We start from the raw sequence: 23399 nt of genomic DNA on the forward strand, positions 1-23399 counted from the left end.
ATCCATTCAGGCGGAGAACCGTCACGGCTGAATGGGTCCCCGCTTTCGCGGGGATGACGGCGAGCCATTGTTTCAGGCGGATGCCGAATATTTGGAGAACAACATGCAGCCTGGATCCGTCTACGCGATCAAGGAAGGCAAGGATAAGACCGAGCAGCACACGCTATCGGTGCTTGTCGACAACGAGCCGGGCGTCCTAGCCCGCGTCATCGGCCTGTTTTCGGGGCGCGGCTACAACATCGAGAGCCTGACCGTCTCGGAGACCGAGCACGAGAAGCATCGCTCGCGCATCACCGTCGTGACGGCTGGCCCGCCGCAGGTGATCGAGCAGATCAAGGCGCAACTGGAGCGCATGGTGCCGGTGCACCGGGTCATCGATTTGACCGTCACCGGCAAGGCGATCGAGCGCGAACTGCTGCTGATCAAGGTGCGCGGCGCCGGCGACGACCGGGTCGAGGCGCTGCGGCTTGCCGACGCCTTCCGCGCTCGCGTGATCGATGCAACGACCGAGAGCTTCGTGTTCGAGCTGACCGGCCGCACCGACAAGCTCGATCAGTTCATCCTGCTGATGCAGCCGATCGGCCTGGTCGAAGTCTCGCGCACCGGCGTCGCCGCCATCACGCGCGGCCCGGAAGCGACCTGAGGCTTTCAGGCATCGCCGAACCAAAGAGAGGCCGGATCGCAGGATTCGGCCTTTTTTGTTGGCTGTCGCTCGGGCCGATGGCCTTGTCGCGGTCGGATCGGGTTGTTATCCTTCCGACTTCACGGGATTCACAGAGAAGGGGAAGCCGGTGCTCTATCATCGCTTCCACGACAGAACCCGAGGACCTGTCTTCGCCCCGCGCCTGATTCCGCGGGGCTGACCAGGGACCGCATTGCCGTCTCATCGTCAGCCTTTCCGGCACGGTTTGTCGTGCCAGCCTGTCTGATTCTATGAGATCCCAATGTCCCTGCTCGCCATCAAAGACCTTTCGCTCACCCGCCACATCTGCCTTTTCAGCGGCCTCAGCGTCTCCATCGTCAAGGGAGACCGGCTGGGCCTGGTTGCCGCGAACGGACGCGGAAAATCCTCGCTCCTTCGTATCCTGGCGGGCGAGGAGGAGGCGACGTCGGGCGACGTGACGCGCGCACGAGGGCTTGTCACCGCCTTCGCCCCGCAGGACCCGCCCGAACACCTCCTGTCCCTGAGCTTCCATGCCGCCGTGCTCGATGCGCTCGCCCCTGAGGTCGCCGAAACGGAGAGCTGGCGGGTTGATGTTCTGCTCGATGATCTCGAGGTGGACGAGACCCTGCGGGGCTGCGCGGTTCGTGGCCTGTCCGGCGGCTGGCAGCGCACCATGCTGCTGGCGAGGGCGGCCGTGGTTGAGCCGGATCTGCTGCTGCTGGACGAACCGACCAACCATCTCGACCTTGGCCGGATCGGCGTTTTGCAGCGGTTTCTCGGCGCCCTGCCTCGCGACTGCGCCGTGGTCGCGGCGAGCCATGATCGCGCTTTTCTCGATGACGTGACGCATCGCACCTTGTTCCTGCGGCCGGAGGCCAGCGAAGACTTTGCGCTGGGCTATTCCCGCGCCCTCCAAAGCTTGGCCGAAAACGATGCGGCGCGTGATCGGCAATATGAGAACGACATGCGCAAGGTCCGGGCCCTGCGACAGCAATCGGCAAAGCTCAAGAACATCGGGATCAACAGCGGCTCCGACCTGCTGGTCGTCAAGACAAAGCAGCTTTCGGAGCGGGCCGACAAGCTGGAGGAACAGGCGCGGCCTGGACATCTGGAACGCTCGGCCGGCGCGATCCGCCTGACCAATAGCGGCACGCACGCCAAGGCGCTGGTGACGATCGATGACGCGGCGATCGCGACACCCGACGGGCGGCCATTGTTCAAAACAGGGAGACTCTGGATCGAGAAGGGGGACCGGATAGCCTTGCTCGGCGCCAACGGAACCGGCAAGACGCGGCTGGTCGAAAGATTGCGAGCAGCCCTTGTCGGGGAGGATCGACATATCCGGGGCGCGGCGAGCCTCGAACTCGGCTATTCCGATCAGGCGCTATCCCAGCTGGATGCGTTTCCGACGCCTTGGGATGCGGTGAAGCAGCGTGGGGTCCTGACCGATCATCAGGCGCGGTCGCAACTCGCTGGAGCCGGGATCAGCATCGATGCCCAGGCGGCGCCGGTCGGCCGGCTTTCCGGCGGCCAGCGGGCAAGGCTTTCCATGCTGCTGCTGCGCCTGTCGCAGCCGAACTTCTATCTGCTGGATGAGCCGACGAACCACCTCGATATCGAGGGGCAGGATATGCTGGAAGGCGAACTGGCCGAGCACGGCGCCGCCTGCCTTTTCGTCAGCCACGACCGGGCATTCGTCCAGGCCGTGGCGACGCGGATCTGGGTGATTTCCAACCGGCGGCTGGTCGAGATCGATGACCCGGCCGCCGTGTTCGAAAGTCTCTTGTCAGGCTGAACCTCAGAAAAAGTGCTTCGCCGTCTCCGCGAGTCGGTGAAGCACTCCTGGTTCTGGCTAGACGAGCTCCACCGCCGTGCGCTTCCAGCCGATGGCGGGCGCGATGTGGTCGGCGATCGTTCGCAAGAGCTTGGCGTTGTATTCGACGCCGAGCTGGTTCGGCACGGTGAGGAGCAGCGTGTCCGCATCGAGCACGGCCTGGTCCTTGGCCAGTTCCGCCGCGATCACGTCCGGCTCGCCGACATAGCTCTTGCCGAAGCGGGCGAGGCTGTTGTCGAGATAGCCGACCTGATCCTGGTCGGATCCGTCGCGCGCGCCAAAATAGGCGCGATCCCTGTCATCGGTGATCGGCAGCACGCTGCGCGAAACCGAAACGCGGGGCTCATGCTTCCAGCCGGCTGCCGCCCAGGCCTCGCGATAGACGCGGATCTGCTCGGCCTGCAGCTCGCTGAACGGCACGCCGGTATCTTCCAGCAGCAGCGTCGAGCTCATCAAGTTCATGCCCTGCTCGGCGGTCCACTTGGCTGTTTTCCGCGTCGCGGCGCCCCACCAGATGCGCTCCGGCAGGCCCGGCGATTGCGGCTGGATCGCCAGCCGGCCGCCGGTGCCGGATCTTCCCGTGGCGGCCTTGGCGACACCGGCTCCCCGGATCGCCAGCCGGAACATCTCCGTATGCACGCGCGCGAGTTCGGCGCCGGTCAGGTCGTCGCCGGAATCATAGCCGAACGCTTCCCAGCCGCGCTCGGCGGGCTCGGGCGAACCGCGGCTGATGCCGAGCTGCAACCGGCCATTGCCGATCAGATCGGTCGCGGCGGCTTCCTCGGCCATGTAGAGCGGGTTTTCGTAGCGCATGTCGACCACGGCGGTGCCGAACTCGATGCGCTTCGTACGCGCCGCGATGGCCGAAAGCAGCGGAAATTGTGCCGCTGCCTGGCGGGCGAAATGATGAACGCGGAAAAAGGCGCCGTCTATGCCGATCTCTTCCGCCGCCACGGCCAGGTCGATCGCCTGCAGCAGCGAATCCTGCGCCGTACGTGTTTGCGAGCCTGGGGCGGCCTGCCAATGGCCGAACGACAGGAAACCGATCTTCTTCTTCACGGGAAATCTCCACTCGAACAGCAACGCTGCCTCTGGCTGCACTGTACACGGATGCGGCTGGAGGTCGGTCGCCTGCGCCGCACCATTTGGCGGCGTCGAGTCTCATTGGGGTTTCTGTTGGGCCTCATCTGGTGGGTGCCGGGGCGGCGCGCAAGCCGGGCGAGGGGACGAGCTTTCAGAAGACCCTCACTCCAACCCTCTCCCGCAAGCGGGAGAGGGAGTCCGCCGCCCCCCGTCTTCGCTCCGCGCCAGATTTTTTACCCAAACGCGCCGCCGAAAAAGCCCTCGCCCGCTTGCGGGAGAGGGTGGGGTGAGGGGCTTGCTTGAACTTCGATCCTCAAGGGAATGGCACGGCGCCAAGCCCTGGCGGCGCGGCTGGTCGCCAGGCAGAGCACGCGGTTGACCGAGAGTCGCTTGACCGGAGCGAACCCATCCTATATCGAGCTGGAACCGTACCGTACGGTACACCGCAGTGCGGCATTTTCGGCCGGTCCCAGGACTGCCGTTTGCCCGTTGCCTCGGTCCGCAAGAGTCTCATGGAGATCCAGTCGCTTGACGTCGAACGCCACCTCCATTGCCGGCAACGAGACCTATTCGCCGCGCCAGAACGCCGTTCTGGAAAGCGCGCTCGGGCTGTTGGTCGAGGGCGGCGAGCGGGCGCTGACGACGGCGGGCGTGGCGCGAGCCGCGAACTGCTCCAAGGAAAGCCTCTACAAATGGTTTGGCGATCGCGACGGCCTTCTCGCCGCGATGATCACTTTCCAGTCGAGCAAGGTGAAGGCCGAGCCGGCCGCCTCGGGCGCCAAGGGCAGGGCGGTGCTCGCCGCCCAGTTGACCGGGATCGCGGCCAATCTTCTGAAGGTTCTGGCCGGCGATGTTTCACTGGCGCTGAACCGTCTTGCCATCGGCCAGGCGCGGCGCGGCGAGGCCGATCTCGGCCTGCTTTTGCGCGAGCACGGCCGCCGGCCGATCGAGACGCGGCTCTCGGCGCTGCTCGAAAGCGGGCGACGCGAACGGCTGCTTGACTTCGCCGACACGCGCGAGGCCTATCGCACGCTGTATGGCCTGATCGTGCGCGACACGCATGTGCGCCTGCTGCTGGGCGACAGCCTGGACGGCGAGGCGCCGGCAAAGCGCGCGGCCCAGGCGATTGACGAATTTTTCCGGCTTTTTGGCACGGAAGAAAATACCGGACCGGCTCCGCAGAGGGCCGGCTTGGGAAACGAACGGACGGGATAGAAAGGAACACTCTCATGCGCGTTTATTACGATCGCGATGCCGATCTCAACCTGATCAAGTCCAAGAAGGTCGCGATCATCGGCTACGGCTCCCAGGGCCGCGCTCATGCTCTGAACCTCAAGGATTCGGGCGCCAAGGAACTGGTCGTCGCGCTTCGCGCCGGCTCGCCGACGGTCAAGAAGGCCGAAGCCGATGGCTTCAAGGTCATGACCGTTGCCGAGGCTGCTGCCTGGGCCGACCTGATGATGATGGCGGCTCCCGACGAGCTGCAGGCCGACATCTACAAGGACGAGATCGCCGGCAACATCCGTGACGGCGCTGCGATCGCTTTCGCGCACGGCCTCAACATTCACTTCGGCCTGATCGAAGCGAAGAAGTCGATCGACGTCGTCATGATCGCACCGAAGGGCCCCGGCCACACGGTTCGCGGCGAATACCAGAAGGGCGGCGGCGTTCCTTGCCTCGTCGCGATCTCGCAGGACGCTTCGGGCAACGCGCTCGAGCTCGCTCTGTCCTACGCCTGTGGCGTTGGCGGCGGCCGTTCGGGCATCATCGAGACCACCTTCAAGGAAGAGTGCGAGACCGATCTGTTCGGCGAGCAGGCAGTCCTTTGCGGCGGCGTGGTCGAACTGATCCGCGCTGGCTTCGAGACGCTGGTCGAAGCCGGCTACGCGCCGGAAATGGCCTATTTCGAGTGCCTGCACGAAGTGAAGCTGATCGTCGACCTCATCTATGAGGGCGGTATCGCCAACATGAACTACTCGATCTCGAACACCGCCGAGTGGGGCGAGTATGTCACGGGTCCGCGTATCGTCACCGCCGAGACCAAGGCTGAGATGAAGCGCGTCCTGACCGACATCCAGACCGGCAAGTTCACGTCCGAGTGGATGCAGGAATACCGCGCCGGTGGCGCGCGCTTCAAGGCGATCCGTCGCAACAACGACGCGCACCAGATCGAGGCCGTCGGCGCCAAGCTGCGCGAGATGATGCCCTGGATCGGCAAGAACAAGCTGGTCGACAAGGCCGTCAACTAAGGCCAGATCGCCTTACGAGACCGGAAGGAGCCGCCGCGAGGCGGCTCCTTTTTTGTTGTCCGCCTTGCCCGTGCTTTACCAACGCCGACACCGGCGAATGTCCCAACAAAAAGCCCCGCGGGAGCGATCCCGCGGGGCTTTTTATGTTCGGTGCGCTGGCGCTTAGTACGAGCCGCGGCAGCGATATTCGTATCCGTCGCGACCGATGAAGGTATCGGTCTCGGGGCTGTAGCTGCGGTAGCGGTCGAGGCAATAGTCGACATGGGCGCGCCAGGCGGCGCCACGCGGCGGCGGGACCTCGTAGTCGTCGGCATAGACGCGCGGCTGCGACGCGATGGCGCCGATGCCGAGGCCGAGCAGGGTGCCGGCGGCGAGGCCGCCGATGACGGCGCCGCTATTGTCCTGGTGATAGTGGCCATAGTAGCGCGGGCCGCCGTGCCAGCGGTCAGCCGAAGCCGTCGAGGCGGTTGCCGTTACGGCAAGAATGCCAAGGACGCCGGCGAGCGACGCGGTAACGAAGCTTCTCATGATGAAGCCTCCTGTTCGTGAAGCCTGAGATGGGCCGAATATCGGTATGCATCGGGGCAAAACTATGACTGACGCGCCTAAGTTTTCGGTCGTGGAACTACCTTGGGTAGTGGTGGTGTTGTTGAATTAACCAATTTTAAACCAAGAATAGACGGCTGCGTCATTTTGGCGCCTGATGGTGGGCAGTTGGCGTCCGCTCAGGCTAGGAAACCGGCGCGTCAGATGACGCCGCCATTTGCGCGCAGGACCTGGCCGTTCACCCAGCCGCTGTCGGGACCAGCGAGAAACGCGACGACGGCAGCAATGTCGTCGGGCTGGCCGAGCCGGCGCATCGGGTTCATGCCGGCAATCGCGCGGATCTGCTCGTCGGTCTTGCCCTTGGTGAACAATTCCGTCTCGACCGGCCCGGGCGCGACGGCGTTGACCGTGATCCGGCGCGGCCCCAGTTCCTTCGCCAGGATGTGGGTCATCGCTTCGACGGCGGCCTTGGTGGCGGCGTAGATGCCGTAGCCCGGCTGATAGAGGCCGACGACGCTGGATGAAAAATTGACGATGCGTCCGCCATCGCGAAGCCGCCTGGTCGCTTCGCGCATGCCTCGGAACGCGCCGCCAAGATTGATCGCGACCTGCGCCTCGAAGGCGGCATCATCGACGTCCGACAGGGCTCCGAGCGTCATGACGCCGGCATTGTTGACGAGGATGTCCGCGCCGCCAAAGGCCGTCTCGGCCGCGTCGAACAGGGCGGCGACCCCGCCGGCGCTGGCGATGTCGGCCTGGACGGCGATGGCCGTTCCTCCGGCAGTCTCGATCGCCGCCACGACTTCGTCGGCGGATTTCCGGTTCGAGGCATAGTTTACGACGACGGCGATTCCGTCTGAGGCAAGGCGCTTTGCGATCGCGGCGCCGATGCCTTTCGAGGCTCCGGTGACGATCGCGACGCGTTGGGCTGGGGTGGTCATGGCTTGGCTCCGGTTATGTTGAGCCAGAAATAGAGTGTGGCTTATTCCAGAACAATTCTTGGCAAATTGACATAAGAATTCGGCTGTGGTGAACAAAGTCATGGACCGTCTGGATCGCATGCAACTGTTCGTCCGCGTCGTCGACCGCCGCAGCTTTTCCGCCGCGGCGGCGGATCTCGGCCTTGCCCGCTCGACGACGACGGAGGCGGTCAAGCAGCTGGAACGCAGCCTTGGCGTGCGCCTGCTGGAGCGGACGACCCGCCATGTCGCACCGACCCTCGACGGCCAGGCCTTCTACCAGCGCTGCCTCTCCATTCTTTCCGAGGTCGATGACGCCGAAAATGCGTTTCGCAACGCCCAGCCGCGCGGCCTGCTGCGCGTCGATGCGCATCCCCTGCTGACGCAGACCTTCCTGCTGCCGAAGTTGCAGGAATTCATGCAGCGATACCCGCTGCTCGATTTGCAGATCGGGCAGGGCGACCGGCTGGTTGATCTCGTGCGCGAGGGCGTCGATTGCGTCATCCGCGCCGGCAACGCCGCCGAAAGCGGGCTGATCATGCGGCGGCTCGGCCTGATCCGCGAAGTCACCTGCGCCAGCCCCGCCTATCTGGAAAAACACGGCATGCCGCGTTCGCCCGACGAACTGGACGGGCATCTTGCCGTCGGCTTCGTCTCCTCGCGCACCGGGCAGACCATGCCGCTCGAATTCATGGTGCAGGGCGAGGTCCGGCTGGTGAACCTGCCGGGCCGCCTTTCGGTCAATAACTCCGACACGATGGCCGATCTCGCGCGGCGCGGCTTCGGCCTGATTCAGGCGCCGCGCTATCGCTTTCGCGACGACCTTGCCAGGGGAGCGCTGGTCGAAGTGCTGCCGGATTTCCCGCCGCCGCCGACCCCGCTCGCGGCGCTCTATCCGCAGAACCGGCAATTGTCGCCGCGCCTGCGCGTCTTCCTCGACTGGATCGTGCCGATCTTCGCCGAAGCCGATCTGTAGAAAAGTCGTGGATCGCGGCTGGCGCAACGTCAGCCAATGGCGCAGCCAGTCGAAACTGGCCTAGGCTGGCGGCAATCAGGAATGGGAGGAACTGTCTTGGCTGAGGGAATTATTCTGGTCGATCCGCTGCCGCGGACGCTCGATCTGATCATGGAGCCGGATGTCCGTGCGCGGCTGGAGAAGCTGGGCCGCGTGGTGATCTCGGAAGATGCGCCGATGTCGGACGCGCAGATCGACGAACTGCTGCCTGAAACGGTGCTGATCTTCGGCCAGACGGCGCTGCCGCGCGAGCGGCTCGACCGGGCGAAGAAGCTGAAGGCGGTCATCAATGTCGAGACCAACTTCCTGCCCAATATCGATTACCAGACCTGCCAGGAACGCAATATCTGGGTGCTGACGCCGGGCTCTGCCTTCGCAGCCCCGGTGGCGGAAGCCGCCCTTGGCATGGCGATCGATCTGGCGCGCGGTATCTCGGCCGCCGACCGCGCGTTTCGCGCCGTCACCGAGCAATATGGCCTTGCCGCCAATGCCGAGACGTTCCGCTTCGCCGGCGCTTCGGTCGGCATCATCGGGCTCGGCGATCTCGGCAAGAATCTGCGCGAGCTGATCCGGCCGTTCAAGAATCCGGTCAAGGTGTTCGATCCCTGGCTGCCGGACGAGATCATCGAGCGGCATGATTGCCAGCCGGCCTCGCTCGACGACGTGCTTTCGACCAGCCAGGTGGTGTTCGTCTTCGCGACGGTGACGGGCGAGAATCAGGGATTTCTGGGTGCGCGCGAATTCGCGCTGATGAAGAAGGGCGCGGCCTTCCTGCTGATGAGCCGTGCGGCGGTGGTCGATTTCCCGGCCATGCTCGACGCGGTCCGTTCCGGCCATATCCGTGTTGCGACCGATGTGTTCCCGGAGGAGCCCGTGCCGGCTGATGATCCGGTGCGCCAGATGGAGGGCATCCTGCTCTCGGCGCACAGGACGGGCGGCACCGTCGACGCGCTGTTCTCGATCGGCCGGATGGCGGTTGCCGATGCCGAGCTGATCCTGCGCGGCCTGCCGCCGCAGCTTTGCCGCCGCGCCGATCCGGCGCTGGCGAGCCGGCTGCGTTCGAAGCCGGTCCGTGTGACGTAGACAAAAAAGCCCGCCGTCGGATGCCGGCGGCGGGTGATTGTCTTCGTTGTCAAAATCTATTGGTCATGCAGAATTATTGGCCGAGCAATGGATTCTTTGCCTCTCCTTATGGAGAGTTTCTTCGCTTGAAATCGCTCTAGTACGAGCCGCGGCAGCGGTATTCGTTGCCGTCCCGACCGATAAAGGTGTCGCTGCGTTCGTCATAGGAGCGGTAGTTGTCGTAGCACCACTCCGTGTGAGCGCGCCAATTGGCGCGAACGACGCGGCGCGGCGGTGCGCGGTAGCCGTCGTCATAGACCGGGGCGGCGTAGCGCGGCGGGGCGACCTCGTAGCCATCGTCATAGCGCGGGGCGGCGAGCAGGGCGCCGACACCAAGGCCGACAACGGCGCCGGCTGCGGCGGCTGCGTTGCGGCCGTTCTCGGCCGAGGCGGTTTCGGCCGTGCCGATGATGGCGGTGATGCCGATCAGGGCGGCGAGAGCGGCGGTTGCGATCTTCTTCATCATGCGATCTCCCATTGGGGGGCGGAGGGCCTGATCTCTAGGGGGGCCTAGCTGAATGCCCGCTGAATGATGAGAGAAGACAACAGGGCGCTTTCGGGCGCTATGAACGGCTTCACAGGAGCCGGGTCGCGTTGTCTCATGCTATGAGGAAGGATCTGTTGGATCGACGCATGAGGCTGCCCTTGACCCGCCGTTTTGCCCTACTCGACGTCTTCGCCAAGTCGCCCCTCGAGGGCAACCAGCTCGCGGTCGTCCTCGATAGTGAAGGGCTGAGCGACGAGCGCATGCAGGCGATTACGCGCGAGTTCAACCTGGCCGAGACGGTGTTCGTGCTGCCGCCGGAAAAACCGGGACATCGCGCCCATCTGCGTATTTTCTGCCCGGCCTACGAGATGCCTTTTGCCGGCCACCCGACCGTCGGCACCGCCGTGCTGCTGGCGCTCGAGACCTTTGGCGCGGAGGCCGCGGGTCAGGATGCCGTCTTCGTGGTCGAGGAAAAGGTTGGCGATATCCGCTGCGTTGTCGCGCTGCACTCCGGCAAGGCCGGGCACGCCATTTTTGACGTGCCGAAGCAATCGGCAAGGGTGGATGCCGAGATCGACGATGCGGCGCTGGCTGCGATGCTGGGGCTGGAGCCATCGCAGCTTGGCTGCGAGAACCACCGCCCCTCGGTTTATTCGGCCGGTGTGCCCTACCTGCTGGTGCCGGTGCGCGATCTCGCTGCCATCACGCGCGCCCGGCCGGTGATCCAGAACTGGAAGAACGCTCTGCCGGAAGGCGTCGGCAGCGTCTATCTCTACACGCGCGAGACGACAACCAACGATCACCAGTTCCATGCCCGCATGTTCTGGCTGGGCGAGGGGATCATCGAGGATCCGGCCACCGGTTCCGCCGCCGCGGCCTTTGCCGGGGCGATCGCCGCGTTCGATCAACTGCCGTCGGGAACGCACCGCTTCGTCATCGAGCAGGGCTTTGAAATGAAGCGGCCGAGCCTGATTTCGCTCGAGGTGGATATCGAGAACCACACACTGCATGCCAGCCGCATCGGCGGCGACGCCGTACTGATCGCGCGCGGCACGCTGGATATCTAGGGGGGGGCCTTGCTTGCTTTCCTGCCGCTCGGTGCACACTCGGTCATCATCCTGAGGTGCCCGGCAAGGCCGGGCCTCGAAGGAGGGTCCAGGGAATGAAGACCGCAGGTCGAGGTGTTTCGCTGGACCCTCCTTCGAGGCTTCGCTGACGCGAAGCACCTCAGGATGATGATCGAGGGATGCGGAAGCCTTTCTTCACCGCGTCCTGAACTCGGGGGTCGGTGAAGGCAATTGCGCAGTGCCGACGAAGCCGAGCTTCGTCCGAACCGGTGTCCACTACGATGTCAACGTAGTGCTCTCTGCCCCAGCCCAGTTCCCTCGACAGCTCTGATCAGGCCCGCTCGCCGTCCAGCGTCAGGCCGAGCACGGTCGTGACGACATATTCCGCGCGGGCCCGGATCGAGTGGTGCTCCAGCGTGTAGGCGCGGGCGGCGACCGCCATGCCGGCGATGTGGTCGGGGTCCTGCAGCGCGCCGCGCACCGCCCGAGAAAGACCGCCCGGCTCGGGCGAATAGTAGAAACAATGCTCGCCATTGCGGAACGGCTTGTGCTGGCAGATCGTCGGATAATTCATCACCGGCACGGTGCCGAGCTCGCTCGCCTCGTAATGGCGATAGCAGTCCCAGCCATAGCCCATAGGCGACCAGGCGAGCCGCGCCGAGGCCAGGCGATGGTAGAAGGTGGCGCGATCGAGCGGCCCGTCCGGCACGTCGATGATGTAGCCCTCGTTGCGCAGCGCCAGCAATTCCTCGATGCCTTCGCTGCGCACGGTGCTGTTGGGGTGCGTATCGCCGGCGAAGAACACGTCGGATGTCTTCACGGTCGTCGGCTGGCCGGAGAGCCTGCCCGGATAGCCGAGATGAATTGGGCGTAGCTTGGCGATGCGGCGCTGCGAGCTTTTCTTCAGACGCCAGCGCCGGCCGGGCAGGTCCCAGTGGCTCGACTTGAAGAAAACCTGCCATTTGTCGGCGGTCAGCTCGCGCTTGAAATAGCTGTGGCAGCGGTCGATCAGGCGGAAATTGTGCCGGCCCACGCCGAACGAATCATTGATGTCGATGACCGCCACCGGAACGTCGTGGAAGCGGTGCATCAGCCGGGTCGCGGCAATGGCGAACAACGCCTTTGGCGCACGGATGTGATAATCGCGCAGCGCCGTCAGCCAGGTGCGCGGATGCCAGGCCGGCAGGCTGGGTCCATCGACGACGACGAGATCGTAATCGCCGTCGCGCAGCTTGCGCATCGTGCGGAAAAAGGCGGTCGGGCCGAGCAGGGGCGCGTTCGAACCGCCCGGTTTGCGGCTGGACCAGAAGAAATCCGTCTGATCCGGCGCGGCGTTCTGGAACAGGCGCGTGTTGATATCGAGAATGCGCAGCCGGCTGCCGCCACTCGTCCTAGCTTCGTCGACGGTCATGGTCCGGCGTGATCCTCTGCTGCGCGTGGTCTATAGCAACCTGCCAAATCACCATGCAACAGAAACGGCAAAGGTCCGATTGTCGCCTTGCTTCGGGGTGGGGTCCTTTGCTATGGGTCTTGCAGTTTGGATCCCGGCGCGACGTCGCGCGGTCCGGCGGAATGTAAACGAGGGCGAGAGCGTGCAGCTCTTCACGATTCATGGTTCCGGTTTCCAGGTTGCGTCCAGCGCGACCGGCCGTGCCATGTCCGCTCTTCGTGGTCTGCTTCTCCTTAGACGCCCCTGAGCGTCGGCTGCCCTTGATGGGCGGGCACTCAGGGGAATGAAAGCGAAGACCTCCGCCATTCATGCCCTGATCGCCATGCGCGCGTCGGGCACCCGATAAGGAAGACCAACATGACCGCGAACACCACCTCGTCCTCGTCCAAGGACCGGATCGTCATCTTCGACACGACCTTGCGCGACGGCGAGCAGTGCCCCGGCGCCTCGATGACGTTCGAAGAGAAGATCGAAGTTGCCGAGTTGCTGGAAGACATGGGCGTCGACGTGATCGAAGCCGGTTTCCCGATCGCCAGCCAGGGCGATTTCGAAGCCGTGCACGAGATCGCCAAGCGCGCCGGTGACAACGTCACCATCGCCGGCCTCGCCCGCGCCATTTCCGGCGACATCATCCGGGCAGGCGAGGCGGTCCGCGTCGCCAAGCGTTCGCGCATCCACACCTTCGTCTCGACCTCGCCGATCCATCTGGCCCACCAGATGCGCAAGACCGAGGAGCAGGTGCTCGACATCATCACCGCCACGGTGACGCAGGCGCGCAACCTGGTCGAGGACGTCGAGTGGTCGGCAATGGACGCCACCCGCACGCCGATCGAATATCTGGTCCGTACCGTCGACGCCGCCATCAAGGCCGGCGCCACGACGATCAACCTGCCCGATACGGTCGGCTATGCCGTTCCGGAAGAATACGCGGCGATGTTCCGCGAGGTGATCGAGCGCGTTCCGAATTCCGACAAGGCGATTTTCTCGACCCATTGCCATAACGACCTGGGCCTGGCTGTCGCCAACTCCCTGGCCGGTATCGCCGGCGGCGCGCGCCAGATCGAATGCACGATCAACGGTCTCGGCGAGCGCGCCGGCAATGCGGCGCTGGAAGAGATCGTCATGGCGATCCGCACCCGTCGCGATGTCATGCCCTACGACACCAACATCGACGCTTCGATGCTGACCCGCGCCTCCAAGCTGGTCTCGAACGTTTCCGCCTTCCCGGTGCAGTACAACAAGGCGATCGTCGGCCGGAACGCTTTCGCGCATGAGAGCGGCATCCACCAGGACGGCATGCTGAAGAACGCCGAGACCTACGAGATCATGACGCCGGAGAGCGTCGGCGTGAAGGCGACCTCGCTGGTGATGGGCAAGCATTCCGGCCGCCACGCATTTCGCGAGAAGCTCAAGGATCTGGGCTTCGAGATCGGCGACAACGCCTTGGAAGACGCCTTCAAGCGCTTCAAGGATTTGGCTGACCGCAAGAAGCACGTCTATGACGAGGACATCGAGGCGCTGATCGGCGACGGCATGGCCGTCGCAGCCGAGGCAATCCGCCTGTTGTCCTTGACCGTCATCGCCGGCACCGGCGGTGCTGCCAAGGCGATCATCAGCCTCGACGTCGAAGGTGCGCATGTGACGAAGGAAGTCACCGGCAACGGTCCGGTCGACGCGATCTTCAACGCCGTCAAGGCGATCGTGCCGCATGAGGCGACGCTGTCGCTCTATCAGGTACACGCCGTCACCGAAGGCACCGATGCGCAGGCCGAGGTTTCGGTCCGGCTCGAGGAGGACGGCAAGTCGGTCACCGGCAAGGGAGCGGACCCGGATACGATGGTCGCCTCGGCCAAGGCGTATCTGTCGTCCTTGAACAAGCTGATGGTGAAGCGCCAGCGCCAGCACGCCCAGGCCGTCAACGCCTGATCGGCTTTCTGCTTCTGAAATGCAAACGGCCGCGTCGATGACGCGGCCGTTTTTGTTTGGGGGGCGGATGAAGGAGAGACCCAGACCCGACCCTCTCCCGCGCACCGGAGAAGGTGCGATTGCGCCAAACCCTCGCCGTCATTCCTGCGAAAGCAGGAATCCATGCAGCGGCGAGGCCCGCGGAGGACGGAAAAAACGAAGCAGCCGAGCCCCTTTAGCGGACGCTCACGCGTTCGAGAAAGGTGGATCCCTGCTTCCGCAGGGATGACGACCGAGGTGGTTCGTCTTTCCATCTCTCCCTGAGGGAGAGCGAAGAGACGTCTCAGCCAAGCTCTATCGAAAAGGCCCTCGCCCGCTTGCGGGAGAGGGTGGAGTGTGGGCAGGTCCCCAAACGAGAACGGCGTCCTGCTTTCACAGGACGCCGCCATCGTCAGTCCGAATGCCGCTTACTTCGGCAGATCGAAATCCAGGCGGAGGAACTGCGTCTCGCCGGAATGATCGTCGACGCCGTCATTGTCGGTGATCGCGTAGCCGTTGCCGGCGACGTCGAGGGCGAAGCTCTCGATCTTGTCGAGGACGTAGCCATTGGTCGCCTGCAGGGCCGGCAGCAGGTCGTGGAGGTCCTTCTTCACGACCTTGGGCAGGTCGCCGCCGAGCGGGGCAGGGGTGATGCCTTCCAGCGAGACGAAGGTCAGCTTCTTGATCTTCGCATCGCGGCCGATCTGGTTGTCGCGCTCGATGGCAACGAGGCCACCGGGAACGGCGGTCAGTTCGGAAAGGCCAACCCAGCCCTTTTCAGCCTTGTCGAGCGGATAGAGCACGGCGGCCCATTCCTTCGAGGCCGGCTTGTAGGCGAGCAGCTTGGTGAAGCCCTTCGGATCGTCCTTCCACTCGCGCTGTACGGCGACCCAGACGGTCTCGTCGGCGCCGGTGCCGACAACCGTCACGCCCTCGAAGCCGAAGCGGGTGGCGTGGGCTGCCAGCGCTTCCGGCAGGGCGATCTCTTCCTGCACGACGCCCTTGGCGTCGACGCGGACGAGCGAGGACTGCGTCTTGTTCTTCTCGCGCTCGGGATTGCCTTCCGAGGCGAGCCAGAAGCCGCCATCGCTCGAAAGCGCGATGCCCTCGAGGTCGAGATTCTCGACCGGCTTGCCATCCTTGGTGACGGTCATCTCGTCGGTGATGACGGCCGGCGTCTTCGTGGCATCGATCGTCAGGATGCGGCCGATCGACTGGGCGCTGTCGATCACGGCGTAGAGCTTGCCGGCTTCCTTGGCGTCGGCGACCGTGCCGGAAAGGGCGGCCCAGCCGATCGGCTTGCCGTTCTTGTCGGCCGAGACGATGGTCGGGTAGGCGGCCCGGGCGTTGGTGCGCTCATAGATCGTCACGACGGAGCCGATCAGGCCGTCCTCGCGAAGATCGTTTTCGGCTGCCGTGACGAACAGGTTGCGCTGGGGAATCGCGAGCAGGCCTTCCGGGCCGATGCCGCCCGGCAGCGCCTGAAGGAAGGTCGGGGCCTTGCCGGCGCCTTCGTCCTTGTAGACGCCGACGAGGGAAGCGCGCTCGGAGCCGACGAAGATCAGCTTGTCCGAACCGAAGGTGCCGACTTCCGCGCCTTCCGGCTCGTTGCCCTTCTTGTTGCGCTTTTCCGGGTAATGGCCGAGGCGGACGGTTTCGTATTCGAGCGACGTGCCCGAGTCATATTCGAGCGTGCCGTCGACGTTGAAGATGGAAAAGCCGCGCGAGCCGCCCTTCCAGTCGCCCTCGTTCGAGGTGAAGAAGCGCGTCTCGTCGATCCACTGCACGCCGTCCGGCTCGCGGGGGACCTTCTCCATCTTGCCGGAAAGGTCGATCACGCCGTCCTTCTTCACGTCGATGCCGTCGAGATCGACGGTGCCGGCCGAGAAGTGCTTCACGATCTTGCCGGTGGCGAGGTCGGCGATGACGAGGTGGTTGTTCTCCTGGAGCGTGAGAACGACCTGGTTCTTGTCGTTGATATCGACGAATTCCGGCTCGGGATCGGTCGGGGCGATCTCGGTGATGCCGGTGACGTCGATCACCGTCTTGGTGGCGCAATCGACCGAACCGTCAGCGCCGATGGCGAAGCTGGTCAAATTGCCGGCCGGCAGTTGCGGGATGGCGCCTTCGTTGATGTCCTCGTCGCGCTCGTTCTCGATCGCGATGGCGAGGAACTTGCCGTCCGGGCTCTTGGCGAGCGAATCCGGCTGGCCGGCGAGATCGCAGGTCGCCGTCACAGCCTTGGTGGCGAGATCGACGATGGCGAGATGGCCCGACGGCTCGGTCTTCGACTTGGAGGTGACGACGCCGACCAGGGCGAAGCCGTTGGCGACGACCGTCGAGGTCGGCTCGCCGCCGAGCGCCACCGTACCGGCGGGCTTCGGCGCCTTCGGGTCGGTGATGTCGATCAGGCCGATCCGCTTGCCGGGGCTGTCGGTGTAGACCAGCGTGTTGCCATCGGCGGTCGCCGTAATGATCTCGGCAACCGTGCTCTCCTTGGCGTCGGCATCCCCGGGCAGGTTGTCGACGACATGGAAGGTCGCGATGCGGTTGAAGTTCTCGGCGGCATTCGAGGCAAGGGCGGTTCCGGCCAGGAGGGTGGCGGCCAGCGCGCTGCGCAGGATCGGCTTGAACATGGTTTCCTCAATCAATTCAGAGAGGTCCGTGGCAGAGTCGCCTTGGAGTGCCGGCAATAAATCGGCCGCGCATGACGGGGGAATGACAGTTTCGCTGGGCTTGTGGACAGGGTGGGGAAGATTTCCACAGCCGCGTGAAAGCGCGGCTGGACAGGTCCGGATCGCTTTGCTACATACCGCGTCGTTCCGGGCGTCGCAGCGAAGGCTACGAAGTCGAAACGGAATGGGTGCATAGCTCAGTTGGTAGAGCAGCTGACTCTTAATCAGCTTGTCCTAGGTTCGATCCCTAGTGCACCCACCAAATTACGATACATTCGCCGGTTGCAGAGCCTTCTTGTTTTCGCTCTGTCGTTGCTGCGAATGGGTGCATAGCTCAGTTGGTAGAGCGGCTGACTCTTAATCAGCTTGTCCCAGGTTCGATCCCTGGTGCACCCACCACTTTCGACAAGGCCGTCAATCTCCGATTGGCGGCCTTGTTCGTTTCAGGCTTTTTCATCCGATCCGTCAGGGCACGTCGTCGCTGAGCGCCGGGCCGCCTTCGCCTTCCATGCGGGCGATCTGCTTGACGTCGAGCCGGGTGAACTTCAGCCTTACGCCAGCGCCCAGTCCATCCCCCTCATGCACCAGCAGTGCGCCAAAGCGATCCAGCGCATTCGCGATCGCCTCGGCATCGCTGCGTGGCGTAACCGGCGTGCTGCCGCTCCGCTCCAGAAGCCGCAGGCGCTCGATATCGATCCCGGCGTCGATCGCCAGGTCGGCGAGGCTGATGCTGGTGAGCGCGCGGGCGGCGGCGATCATGCGGCCGGTCAGGAAGGCGGGTTCGGTCATGCTGTCTCCTTGTCCACCCGGACATGATGGGGTGCAGGCGCGATGCCTGCAACCCTGCCGGGGCGCAGGGGACGTCGGGAGATTACCGCTGCAGATTGCCCTGCGGGCGGCCCGGTGGTCTACTGGCGGCGATGAAAACAGGAAATGGTGAACCGGCATGAATGTCGTTCAATGCAGGATGGCGCTGGCCGGCCTTGGCTGGAGCGTTGAGGATCTGGCCCGCGAGGCGGGCGTTCCGATTGACGCGCTGCTGCGTTTTGATAGCGGCGAAGTCGTTCCGCCCGGGATCTACGCGGCTCTACGCGACACCCTGCAGGACGCCGGCATCATTTTCGAGGACGACGGTCAACTGGTCGAGGGCGGCCCCGGCGTGCGCCTGCATCGCAGCCACGTCGACGAGGGGAAGCGTCCGGAAGAACTGAGTTCGGCGAACGACGGCTAGCGCGTCTTTGTTCCGCGCTCGGGCCCGGCTGGCAGCGCCGTGCGGAACACGTGATCCCAGAACAGCGTCGTGACGCCGTAATTGCCTTCGTCGGCGCTGTGATGATGCTGCGCGTGCCGGCGCTTCACCTTGTAGAGGTAGCTGTCGTGCGGCGGGTGCCAGTGATGCAGCACATGGTGGATGAAGCTGTAGCTGACATAGCCGGTCGTGATCCCCGCCGTGAAGCCGCTGGCGATGCCGAAGCCGTATAGATACCAGCTCGGCCAGAAAACGACGGCGGCGATGACGCAGAAGCTAAGCCAGATCGGTGTGCCGATCAGGGCGGTCGGCGAGGCGTGGTGCGTCTCGTGCAGATCGCGAAAATAGGGGACGTTGTGGAGAATGCCGCGATGGATCCAGTATTCGGCGAGAGTCCAAACGAACAGCCCGACGCCGAAAGCGCTGACCCAGATCAGCGGATTGATGTGGCCATGCCAAAGTATGGCTGCGAGGATCAACCCGGTCAGTGCGACGGGATAGACGATAAAGTCGGAATAATACGTGACGGGTCGCAGTTGCATCTAGACACCCTGGTCTGGCTGTAAGTCACGAAGAGCGTCACCCTGAATTGAGCCAGCTTAACAGCTAGACAACAAGGGGGGACGGGCGGGTGCGACCAAATATGTTCGTGGAGCCCGTCGCGGACGTTGAGGCAGGTGACGGGATGATGGCGGCATGCCATGGTCTTCTCATGCGCACCCTCCTTTTCTGCCTTGCCCTGCTGCTTCCTGTAGCCGCCCACGCCATCGATTTTTCGCGGACGATCGACCTTTCAAGGACGACGGACCTCGCGACGACGATGGGGCTGGCCGATGTCGATCGCCCGTCGCGAACGCCGCTTCTGCAGCGGGTGAACATCATCGACGGTACCGATGATCGCGATTCGCTTTTGGCGATCGGGCGGTCGCTCGGCCTTTCGCGCGGCGAGATCTCGCGGATCCGCAGCGTATCGGGCTATGTCGGCTGCCTGTCGCCGTCGCCCTCAGTCGGTTCGGCGGCGTTGTTCCTGACCAACCAGCAGATCCTGACGGCGGCGCATGTCTTCTTCGAGCCATCGGGCAAGCGGCGCTGGAAATGCTTCTTCCGGCCGCAGAGCGTCGATGGCCCGATGATCGACCTGGTGGTCGATGACAGGACGCATTTCGGCTCGAAGAAGCCGAAGGCGGGATCGAACAATGACTATGCGATCGTCCGGCTGGTCGAGCCGCTTTCGGGTGCGAAGCCATTCCCGGTCGCGCCCGACGTGCCGGTTCAGAACGGCGACAAGCTGATCGTCATCACCGCGCATCCGGCCGAAATGGAGAAGGAAGTCGATCGCGACGTTCCGGTCGCGCAAGGCTGCGAGGTTCGGCGCGCCATCGACAAGTCGCGCTCGGCGGCGAAGACCTCTTTCTTCCGGACCGATTGTGACGCGACGGGCGCTTCGTCCGGCGGCATGAACCTCTCGCGCGTCAATGGCGAGCTGGTGTTTCGCGGCATCACGATCACGACGGGGCCCTGGCGCGATCCACGCTACAAGGGCGCACCCTATAGTGAGAAGGGCGGCAGCGTCACGACGGCGCTCGGCACCGACGCTGCCATCCTTGCGGCAGGCCGGGCGATGGCTGCCGGCGGATCCTGACAGGATACCGCACGTATCGACAGCGTCCCGCAGCCGACAGGGTCAGCGGCCCCGCGCGCCGGAAATATAGAGATCGATCTGCGAGCGGCTGATGCCGACATCGGAAAGCATCCGGTCATCCATCGCCATCAGGATCCGGCGATCATGGCGACGGCGAAGCCAGCGCGGCAGGTTCAAGGCGTTTTTCATGGCGTTATCTCCTCCAGACAAGCCGCCCGTTTGCGGGCGCTGGAGGATTGATAGGCCTATGCCGTAACGGAAGCAGTGAACGCGGTCACGCCCGCGCCGCCGCCGCGCAGCATTCCGCGTTGGCCGCTGCTAGCCGAAATGAACGGCGGTCGTGCTGCTGCTCATTTCGCCCTCGTAGCGCGGCAGCAGGTAGATCACCGCGACTGCCGGCAGCGTGATGGCAGCGAAGGCGATGGCAAGCGCCGGCAGGCCATGCTGGATGAAGGGCGCGACAAGCGCCGTGCCGATGGTCGGCAGCAGCGTGATCGCCAGCATCAGCGCGGCCGAGCCGCGGCCTTCGTCCGGCGCGGATGCGGCGAGCGACTTGACGAAGCCGACGCCGCCGCGAAGACCCAGGCCGCCCGAAACCGGCAGCATGATCAACAGCAGGATCACGAGGCTCGTTCCGCCGGAGAAGGCGAAGACCAGCATCGCCAGCGCCGACGCGCCGACCGCCAGCGTGCCGATCGTCACCAGCCGCTCCGGGCCCCAGCGATGGACGAACAGCCCGGCAAGGTTCGACGTGACGACGAACATGGCGACTGTCAGGAGCTGGAACAGGACGAAGTTCCCAACCGTTCCGCCCATGGTCTCGACCATGATGTAGGGCGCGCTGAAGACGAAGGTGATCAGCCCGCCCAGGATCAGCGCGTGGCTGAGGGCATAGCGCAGATACGGCTTGTTGCGGAGGAGGGCGAGATAGCCGCCGCGCGTCTGCCCGGCTTCCATCTTCTGGTTGGCGGGCAGCAGCGACGGCTTGATGAAGATGACCGCCGAGACGAGCGCGCCGAGAACCGCCGGCACGATGAAAGACGCCTGCCAGCCGGAGATATGCAGCAGCCAGGCGCCGATCAGCGGCGCGAGGCCCGGAACCAGCGACTGGATGCTGCCGATGACCGAGATGGCGCGCACGGCGCCGGTATCGCTGAACAGGCGGCGCAGCATCGGCGCGGGCAGCACGGCTGCGCCGGCCGAGGTTGCCCCCTGCACGACGCGAATGGCGTTCAGCGTCCAGATATCCGTCGCAAAGGCTGCCAGGGCGGAGACGATGGCATAGGCCAGCAGCGACCAGGCAAGCAGCATGCGCGCGTCGAACCGGTGGGCGATGCTGCCAAACAGGATCAGGCCGATGCTGGAGCCGCCCATATAGGTCGCCAGCACATATTGCGCCGCCTGCGGATCGCCGCCGAGCAGCGAGGGAAGTGTCGGGATCGCGGGCAGAACCAGATCGATCGAAACCATCGTCGAAAGGGTGGCGATGACGACGACGAGGCAAGCCAACATGCGCTCGCGGGACGTCCGGGTTTCGTCCGTATGGGAATCAGCTTGGTTCATGACGCAATCCAACAGAAGGGATGCGTCTGCTACAGCAACCGACGGCCGGACGATAGTGTTGGCGCGCTACGGTCGCCGGTCACGAATTGGCCGGCGGCATGTAAAAACGGCCTCCGCTGGGGAGGCCGCTTTTGGAACATCATGCGAATTCGAGGGGGCTGCGCGTTAGAGGCGCCCCATCAGGAGCAGGACCAGCAGGATGATCAGGATCAGGCCGAGACCACCGCTGGGGTAATAGCCCCAGCTGCGGCTGTGCGGCCAACTGGGCAGCGCGCCGATCAGCAGGATCACGATGATGATCAGAAGAATTGTGCTCATGTCAGCTCCCGAAATTGCCTCATGAAGATCCAACGCGAAGCACGCATTCCGGTTCCCTCAAATAGAGGCATCCAGTTGTATCCAGTGCCTTTTCTGTCTGAGGCTATGTCTCAGGGGCGACCGTCGAGATGGCGGGCGCGGCGCAGGTCCGGGAAGAATCGTGCCCACAGCGCAGCGATCGCCACCGTGCCGGCGCCGCCGATCACCACGGCGGTGACGGCGCCGAACACGGCAGCCGACATGCCGGCCCGGAACTCGCCGAGTTCGTTGGACGCGCCGACAAACACCATGTTGACGGCGTTGACGCGACCGCGCACCGCGTCCGGGGTCCAGAGCTGGATCAGGGTCTCGCGGATGTAGACGCTGATCATGTCGCTGGCCCCCATCAGGACGAGCGCGATGACCGAGACCCAGACCAGCGTCGACAGGCCGAAGACGATGGTGGTGAGGCCGAACACCGTGACGAAGCCGAACAGCAGCAAACCCGCATGGTTGCGGATGGGATGGAAGGCGAGCCATGCCGCCACCGTCAGCGCGCCGACGGCGGGCGCCGCGCGCAGCAGCCCGAGGCCCCATGGGCCGACTTCCAGGATATCGCGCGCGAAGATCGGCATCAGCGCGGTGGCGCCGCCGAGCAGCACCGCGAACAGGTCGAGCGAGATCGCGCCGAGCACGATCTTTTCCTTCCAGACATAACGGAAGCCGGCGATCACCGTTTCCCAGCTCGCCTTGTCGCCGAGGATCTTTTGGGCCGGCTTCGGCACCATCAGGATGAGAACTGCGCCGAGCAGCATCATCGCGAGTGCGACGCCGTAGGGCGCCTCGGGCGCAACGCCGTAGAGCAGGCCGCCCGCGACCGGGCCGACGATCGTGGCGATCTGCCAGGCGGAGGAATTCCAGGCGATGGCGCTGGCGAGGTCCTTCGTCGGCACCAGGTTCGGCGCCAGCGATTGCGACGCAGGCCCCATGAAGGCGCGGACGACGCCGAAGAAAGCCAGGATGACGAAGACGATCCAGACCGCTTCGCTGCCGGAGATCGTGAAAACCAGCAGCGCCAGCACGGCGATTGCCTCGCCGGCGAGGCACAGCGCCATGATCATGCGGCGGTTGAAGCGGTCGGCGACCGAGCCCGTCACCAGAACGAGCAGCAGCGCCGGCAGGAACTGGACGAGGCCGATCAGGCCGAGATCGAACGGATTGCGGGTCAGGTCATAGACCTGCCAGCCAACCGAGACGCTGACGATATTGACGGCGAACGTCGCGCACAGGCGGGCCAGCCAATAGTACAGAAAGCCACGATGCTGGAACGCGCCGAAGCTCTTGCGTCGGTGCTCGGCCTTGGATTCGGACATGCAGGCAGTTCCAGAAACGGGGGGACGGCCGGAAAGCCATTCCGGCGCAAACGAGGCGCTTCCTGTCTAGTCCTGCTCTCCCGCGACGACAACGGCTTGTGTCGCCCGAGCGCAATGTCGTGGCGCACGTGACCTTCCGGCCACAATGTCGCGGCCAAAAGAAAAGGGCGCAGCCTTGGC

Annotated in this window: 22 protein-coding genes and 2 tRNA genes; 12 read left to right on the forward strand and 12 right to left on the reverse strand. The window is 64.5% G+C overall.

The genetic code is table 11. The features are described from left to right. Positions 1–103 precede the first annotated feature (103 nt). Positions 104–643 (forward strand): acetolactate synthase small subunit, encoded by a 540-nt coding sequence (gene ilvN / locus OSH12_RS08385; protein WP_266343065.1) that lies wholly within the window; start codon positions 104–106, stop codon positions 641–643. A gap of 301 nt (positions 644–944) precedes the next feature. Then, positions 945–2459, forward strand: coding sequence for an ATP-binding cassette domain-containing protein (locus OSH12_RS08390; RefSeq protein ID WP_266343066.1), 1515 nt, complete (start codon positions 945–947; stop codon positions 2457–2459). 57 nt (positions 2460–2516) lie between these two features. On the opposite strand, the gene OSH12_RS08395 is transcribed toward OSH12_RS08390, so the two are convergent. Continuing rightward, a complete protein-coding gene (locus OSH12_RS08395) occupies positions 2517–3557 on the reverse strand; it encodes an LLM class flavin-dependent oxidoreductase (RefSeq protein ID WP_266343067.1) in 1041 nt (346 codons plus the stop codon). 552 nt (positions 3558–4109) lie between these two features. Here OSH12_RS08395 and OSH12_RS08400 point away from each other — a divergent pair. Both OSH12_RS08400 and ilvC read left to right on the forward strand, forming a co-directional pair. Further along, complete coding sequence (locus OSH12_RS08400; RefSeq protein WP_266343068.1) at positions 4110–4796, forward strand: TetR/AcrR family transcriptional regulator; 687 nt, start codon at positions 4110–4112, stop codon at positions 4794–4796. A 14-nt stretch (positions 4797–4810) separates the two neighbouring features. Further along, positions 4811–5830, forward strand: a complete 1020-nt coding sequence (gene ilvC, locus OSH12_RS08405) for a ketol-acid reductoisomerase (RefSeq protein ID WP_266343069.1) — start codon at positions 4811–4813, stop codon at positions 5828–5830. Between the two features lie 162 nt (positions 5831–5992). Here ilvC and OSH12_RS08410 read toward each other — a convergent pair whose 3' ends face one another. Together OSH12_RS08410 and OSH12_RS08415 are read right to left on the reverse strand one after the other, a co-directional pair. Next, positions 5993–6358, reverse strand: a complete 366-nt coding sequence (locus OSH12_RS08410; protein ID WP_266343070.1) for a BA14K family protein — start codon at positions 6356–6358, stop codon at positions 5993–5995. 218 nt (positions 6359–6576) lie between these two features. Next, positions 6577–7317 carry an SDR family oxidoreductase gene (locus OSH12_RS08415; RefSeq protein WP_266343071.1) on the reverse strand — a complete coding sequence of 247 codons (741 nt, stop codon included), beginning with the start codon at positions 7315–7317 and terminating at the stop codon, positions 6577–6579. 100 nt (positions 7318–7417) lie between these two features. Here OSH12_RS08415 and OSH12_RS08420 point away from each other — a divergent pair, with 100 nt between their 5' ends. Together OSH12_RS08420 and OSH12_RS08425 are read left to right on the forward strand one after the other, a co-directional pair. Then, positions 7418–8311 carry a LysR family transcriptional regulator gene (locus OSH12_RS08420; protein ID WP_266343072.1) on the forward strand — a complete coding sequence of 298 codons (894 nt, stop codon included), beginning with the start codon at positions 7418–7420 and terminating at the stop codon, positions 8309–8311. 96 nt (positions 8312–8407) lie between these two features. Then, entirely contained in the window at positions 8408–9433 is a 1026-nt protein-coding gene (locus OSH12_RS08425) for a hydroxyacid dehydrogenase (RefSeq protein WP_266343073.1), read from the forward strand. Positions 9434–9569: 136 nt separating this feature from the next. Here the strand turns inward: OSH12_RS08425 and OSH12_RS08430 are convergent, their stop codons facing one another. Then, positions 9570–9938 carry a BA14K family protein gene (locus OSH12_RS08430; protein ID WP_266343074.1) on the reverse strand — a complete coding sequence of 123 codons (369 nt, stop codon included), beginning with the start codon at positions 9936–9938 and terminating at the stop codon, positions 9570–9572. A gap of 167 nt (positions 9939–10105) precedes the next feature. Here OSH12_RS08430 and OSH12_RS08435 point away from each other — a divergent pair, with 167 nt between their 5' ends. Continuing rightward, positions 10106–11026: a PhzF family phenazine biosynthesis protein gene (locus tag OSH12_RS08435; protein WP_323180620.1), complete on the forward strand. Its 921-nt coding sequence runs from the start codon at positions 10106–10108 to the stop codon at positions 11024–11026. Between the two features lie 331 nt (positions 11027–11357). On the opposite strand, the gene OSH12_RS08440 is transcribed toward OSH12_RS08435, so the two are convergent. Further along, positions 11358–12437 (reverse strand): CgeB family protein, encoded by a 1080-nt coding sequence (locus OSH12_RS08440; protein ID WP_266343075.1) that lies wholly within the window; start codon positions 12435–12437, stop codon positions 11358–11360. Between the two features lie 396 nt (positions 12438–12833). On the opposite strand from OSH12_RS08440, the gene OSH12_RS08445 reads away from it, so the two are divergent. Continuing rightward, positions 12834–14402 (forward strand): 2-isopropylmalate synthase, encoded by a 1569-nt coding sequence (locus tag OSH12_RS08445; protein WP_266343076.1) that lies wholly within the window; start codon positions 12834–12836, stop codon positions 14400–14402. Between the two features lie 446 nt (positions 14403–14848). Here the strand turns inward: OSH12_RS08445 and OSH12_RS08450 are convergent, their stop codons facing one another. Next, positions 14849–17056 carry an esterase-like activity of phytase family protein gene (locus OSH12_RS08450; RefSeq protein WP_266343077.1) on the reverse strand — a complete coding sequence of 736 codons (2208 nt, stop codon included), beginning with the start codon at positions 17054–17056 and terminating at the stop codon, positions 14849–14851. Positions 17057–17281: 225 nt separating this feature from the next. On the opposite strand from OSH12_RS08450, the gene OSH12_RS08455 reads away from it, so the two are divergent. Both OSH12_RS08455 and OSH12_RS08460 read left to right on the forward strand, forming a co-directional pair. Beyond that, a tRNA-Lys gene (locus OSH12_RS08455) sits at positions 17282–17357 on the forward strand. Between the two features lie 61 nt (positions 17358–17418). Continuing rightward, positions 17419–17494: transfer RNA gene (locus OSH12_RS08460), tRNA-Lys, on the forward strand. Positions 17495–17560: 66 nt separating this feature from the next. Here OSH12_RS08460 and OSH12_RS08465 read toward each other — a convergent pair. Continuing rightward, the gene (locus OSH12_RS08465) at positions 17561–17884 is read right to left on the reverse strand and encodes an XRE family transcriptional regulator (protein ID WP_266343078.1); all 324 of its coding nucleotides are present in this window, start codon (positions 17882–17884) and stop codon (positions 17561–17563) included. A gap of 157 nt (positions 17885–18041) precedes the next feature. On the opposite strand from OSH12_RS08465, the gene OSH12_RS08470 reads away from it, so the two are divergent. Next, positions 18042–18326 carry a helix-turn-helix domain-containing protein gene (locus tag OSH12_RS08470; RefSeq protein ID WP_266343079.1) on the forward strand — a complete coding sequence of 95 codons (285 nt, stop codon included), beginning with the start codon at positions 18042–18044 and terminating at the stop codon, positions 18324–18326. Here the strand turns inward: OSH12_RS08470 and OSH12_RS08475 are convergent. Next, positions 18323–18886, reverse strand: a complete 564-nt coding sequence (locus OSH12_RS08475; protein WP_266343080.1) for a sterol desaturase family protein — start codon at positions 18884–18886, stop codon at positions 18323–18325. The genes OSH12_RS08470 and OSH12_RS08475 overlap by 4 nt on opposite strands. A 170-nt stretch (positions 18887–19056) precedes the next feature. Between OSH12_RS08475 and OSH12_RS08480 the strand changes: the two genes are divergently transcribed. Next, positions 19057–19986 (forward strand): trypsin-like serine peptidase, encoded by a 930-nt coding sequence (locus OSH12_RS08480; RefSeq protein WP_266343081.1) that lies wholly within the window; start codon positions 19057–19059, stop codon positions 19984–19986. 42 nt (positions 19987–20028) lie between these two features. Here OSH12_RS08480 and OSH12_RS08485 read toward each other — a convergent pair whose 3' ends face one another. The 4 genes from OSH12_RS08485 to OSH12_RS08500 form a co-directional block, all read right to left on the reverse strand. Beyond that, positions 20029–20175: a DUF1127 domain-containing protein gene (locus OSH12_RS08485; protein ID WP_266343082.1), complete on the reverse strand. Its 147-nt coding sequence runs from the start codon at positions 20173–20175 to the stop codon at positions 20029–20031. 129 nt (positions 20176–20304) lie between these two features. Then, positions 20305–21549 carry an MFS transporter gene (locus OSH12_RS08490; protein ID WP_266343083.1) on the reverse strand — a complete coding sequence of 415 codons (1245 nt, stop codon included), beginning with the start codon at positions 21547–21549 and terminating at the stop codon, positions 20305–20307. 165 nt (positions 21550–21714) lie between these two features. Further along, on the reverse strand, positions 21715–21867 hold the full coding sequence (locus tag OSH12_RS08495; protein ID WP_266343084.1) for a DUF3309 family protein: 153 nt from the start codon (positions 21865–21867) through the stop codon (positions 21715–21717). Positions 21868–21977: 110 nt separating this feature from the next. After that, positions 21978–23219: an MFS transporter gene (locus tag OSH12_RS08500; RefSeq protein WP_266343085.1), complete on the reverse strand. Its 1242-nt coding sequence runs from the start codon at positions 23217–23219 to the stop codon at positions 21978–21980. Positions 23220–23399: the final 180 nt, after the last annotated feature.

It is taken from the genome of Kaistia terrae (assembly GCF_026344005.1).
Classification (GTDB): domain Bacteria; phylum Pseudomonadota; class Alphaproteobacteria; order Rhizobiales; family Kaistiaceae; genus Kaistia; species Kaistia terrae.

What these genes read in the sequence shown, in the direction of transcription:
- OSH12_RS08435 (WP_323180620.1), top strand. Translation starts at nt 10,106, where the DNA reads ATGAGGCTGCCCTTGACCCGCCGTTTTGCCCTACTCGACGTCTTCGCC.
- OSH12_RS08485 (WP_266343082.1), bottom strand. Translation starts at nt 20,175, where the DNA reads ATGAAAAACGCCTTGAACCTGCCGCGCTGGCTTCGCCGTCGCCATGAT.
- OSH12_RS08440 (WP_266343075.1), bottom strand. Translation starts at nt 12,437, where the DNA reads ATGACCGTCGACGAAGCTAGGACGAGTGGCGGCAGCCGGCTGCGCATT.
- OSH12_RS08390 (WP_266343066.1), top strand. Translation starts at nt 945, where the DNA reads ATGTCCCTGCTCGCCATCAAAGACCTTTCGCTCACCCGCCACATCTGC.
- OSH12_RS08415 (WP_266343071.1), bottom strand. Translation starts at nt 7,317, where the DNA reads ATGACCACCCCAGCCCAACGCGTCGCGATCGTCACCGGAGCCTCGAAA.
- OSH12_RS08475 (WP_266343080.1), bottom strand. Translation starts at nt 18,886, where the DNA reads ATGCAACTGCGACCCGTCACGTATTATTCCGACTTTATCGTCTATCCC.
- OSH12_RS08430 (WP_266343074.1), bottom strand. Translation starts at nt 9,938, where the DNA reads ATGATGAAGAAGATCGCAACCGCCGCTCTCGCCGCCCTGATCGGCATC.
- OSH12_RS08450 (WP_266343077.1), bottom strand. Translation starts at nt 17,056, where the DNA reads ATGTTCAAGCCGATCCTGCGCAGCGCGCTGGCCGCCACCCTCCTGGCC.
- OSH12_RS08480 (WP_266343081.1), top strand. Translation starts at nt 19,057, where the DNA reads ATGCGCACCCTCCTTTTCTGCCTTGCCCTGCTGCTTCCTGTAGCCGCC.
- OSH12_RS08410 (WP_266343070.1), bottom strand. Translation starts at nt 6,358, where the DNA reads ATGAGAAGCTTCGTTACCGCGTCGCTCGCCGGCGTCCTTGGCATTCTT.
- ilvN (WP_266343065.1), top strand. Translation starts at nt 104, where the DNA reads ATGCAGCCTGGATCCGTCTACGCGATCAAGGAAGGCAAGGATAAGACC.
- OSH12_RS08495 (WP_266343084.1), bottom strand. Translation starts at nt 21,867, where the DNA reads ATGAGCACAATTCTTCTGATCATCATCGTGATCCTGCTGATCGGCGCG.
- OSH12_RS08470 (WP_266343079.1), top strand. Translation starts at nt 18,042, where the DNA reads ATGAATGTCGTTCAATGCAGGATGGCGCTGGCCGGCCTTGGCTGGAGC.
- ilvC (WP_266343069.1), top strand. Translation starts at nt 4,811, where the DNA reads ATGCGCGTTTATTACGATCGCGATGCCGATCTCAACCTGATCAAGTCC.
- OSH12_RS08445 (WP_266343076.1), top strand. Translation starts at nt 12,834, where the DNA reads ATGACCGCGAACACCACCTCGTCCTCGTCCAAGGACCGGATCGTCATC.
- OSH12_RS08420 (WP_266343072.1), top strand. Translation starts at nt 7,418, where the DNA reads ATGGACCGTCTGGATCGCATGCAACTGTTCGTCCGCGTCGTCGACCGC.
- OSH12_RS08500 (WP_266343085.1), bottom strand. Translation starts at nt 23,219, where the DNA reads ATGTCCGAATCCAAGGCCGAGCACCGACGCAAGAGCTTCGGCGCGTTC.
- OSH12_RS08490 (WP_266343083.1), bottom strand. Translation starts at nt 21,549, where the DNA reads ATGAACCAAGCTGATTCCCATACGGACGAAACCCGGACGTCCCGCGAG.
- OSH12_RS08465 (WP_266343078.1), bottom strand. Translation starts at nt 17,884, where the DNA reads ATGACCGAACCCGCCTTCCTGACCGGCCGCATGATCGCCGCCGCCCGC.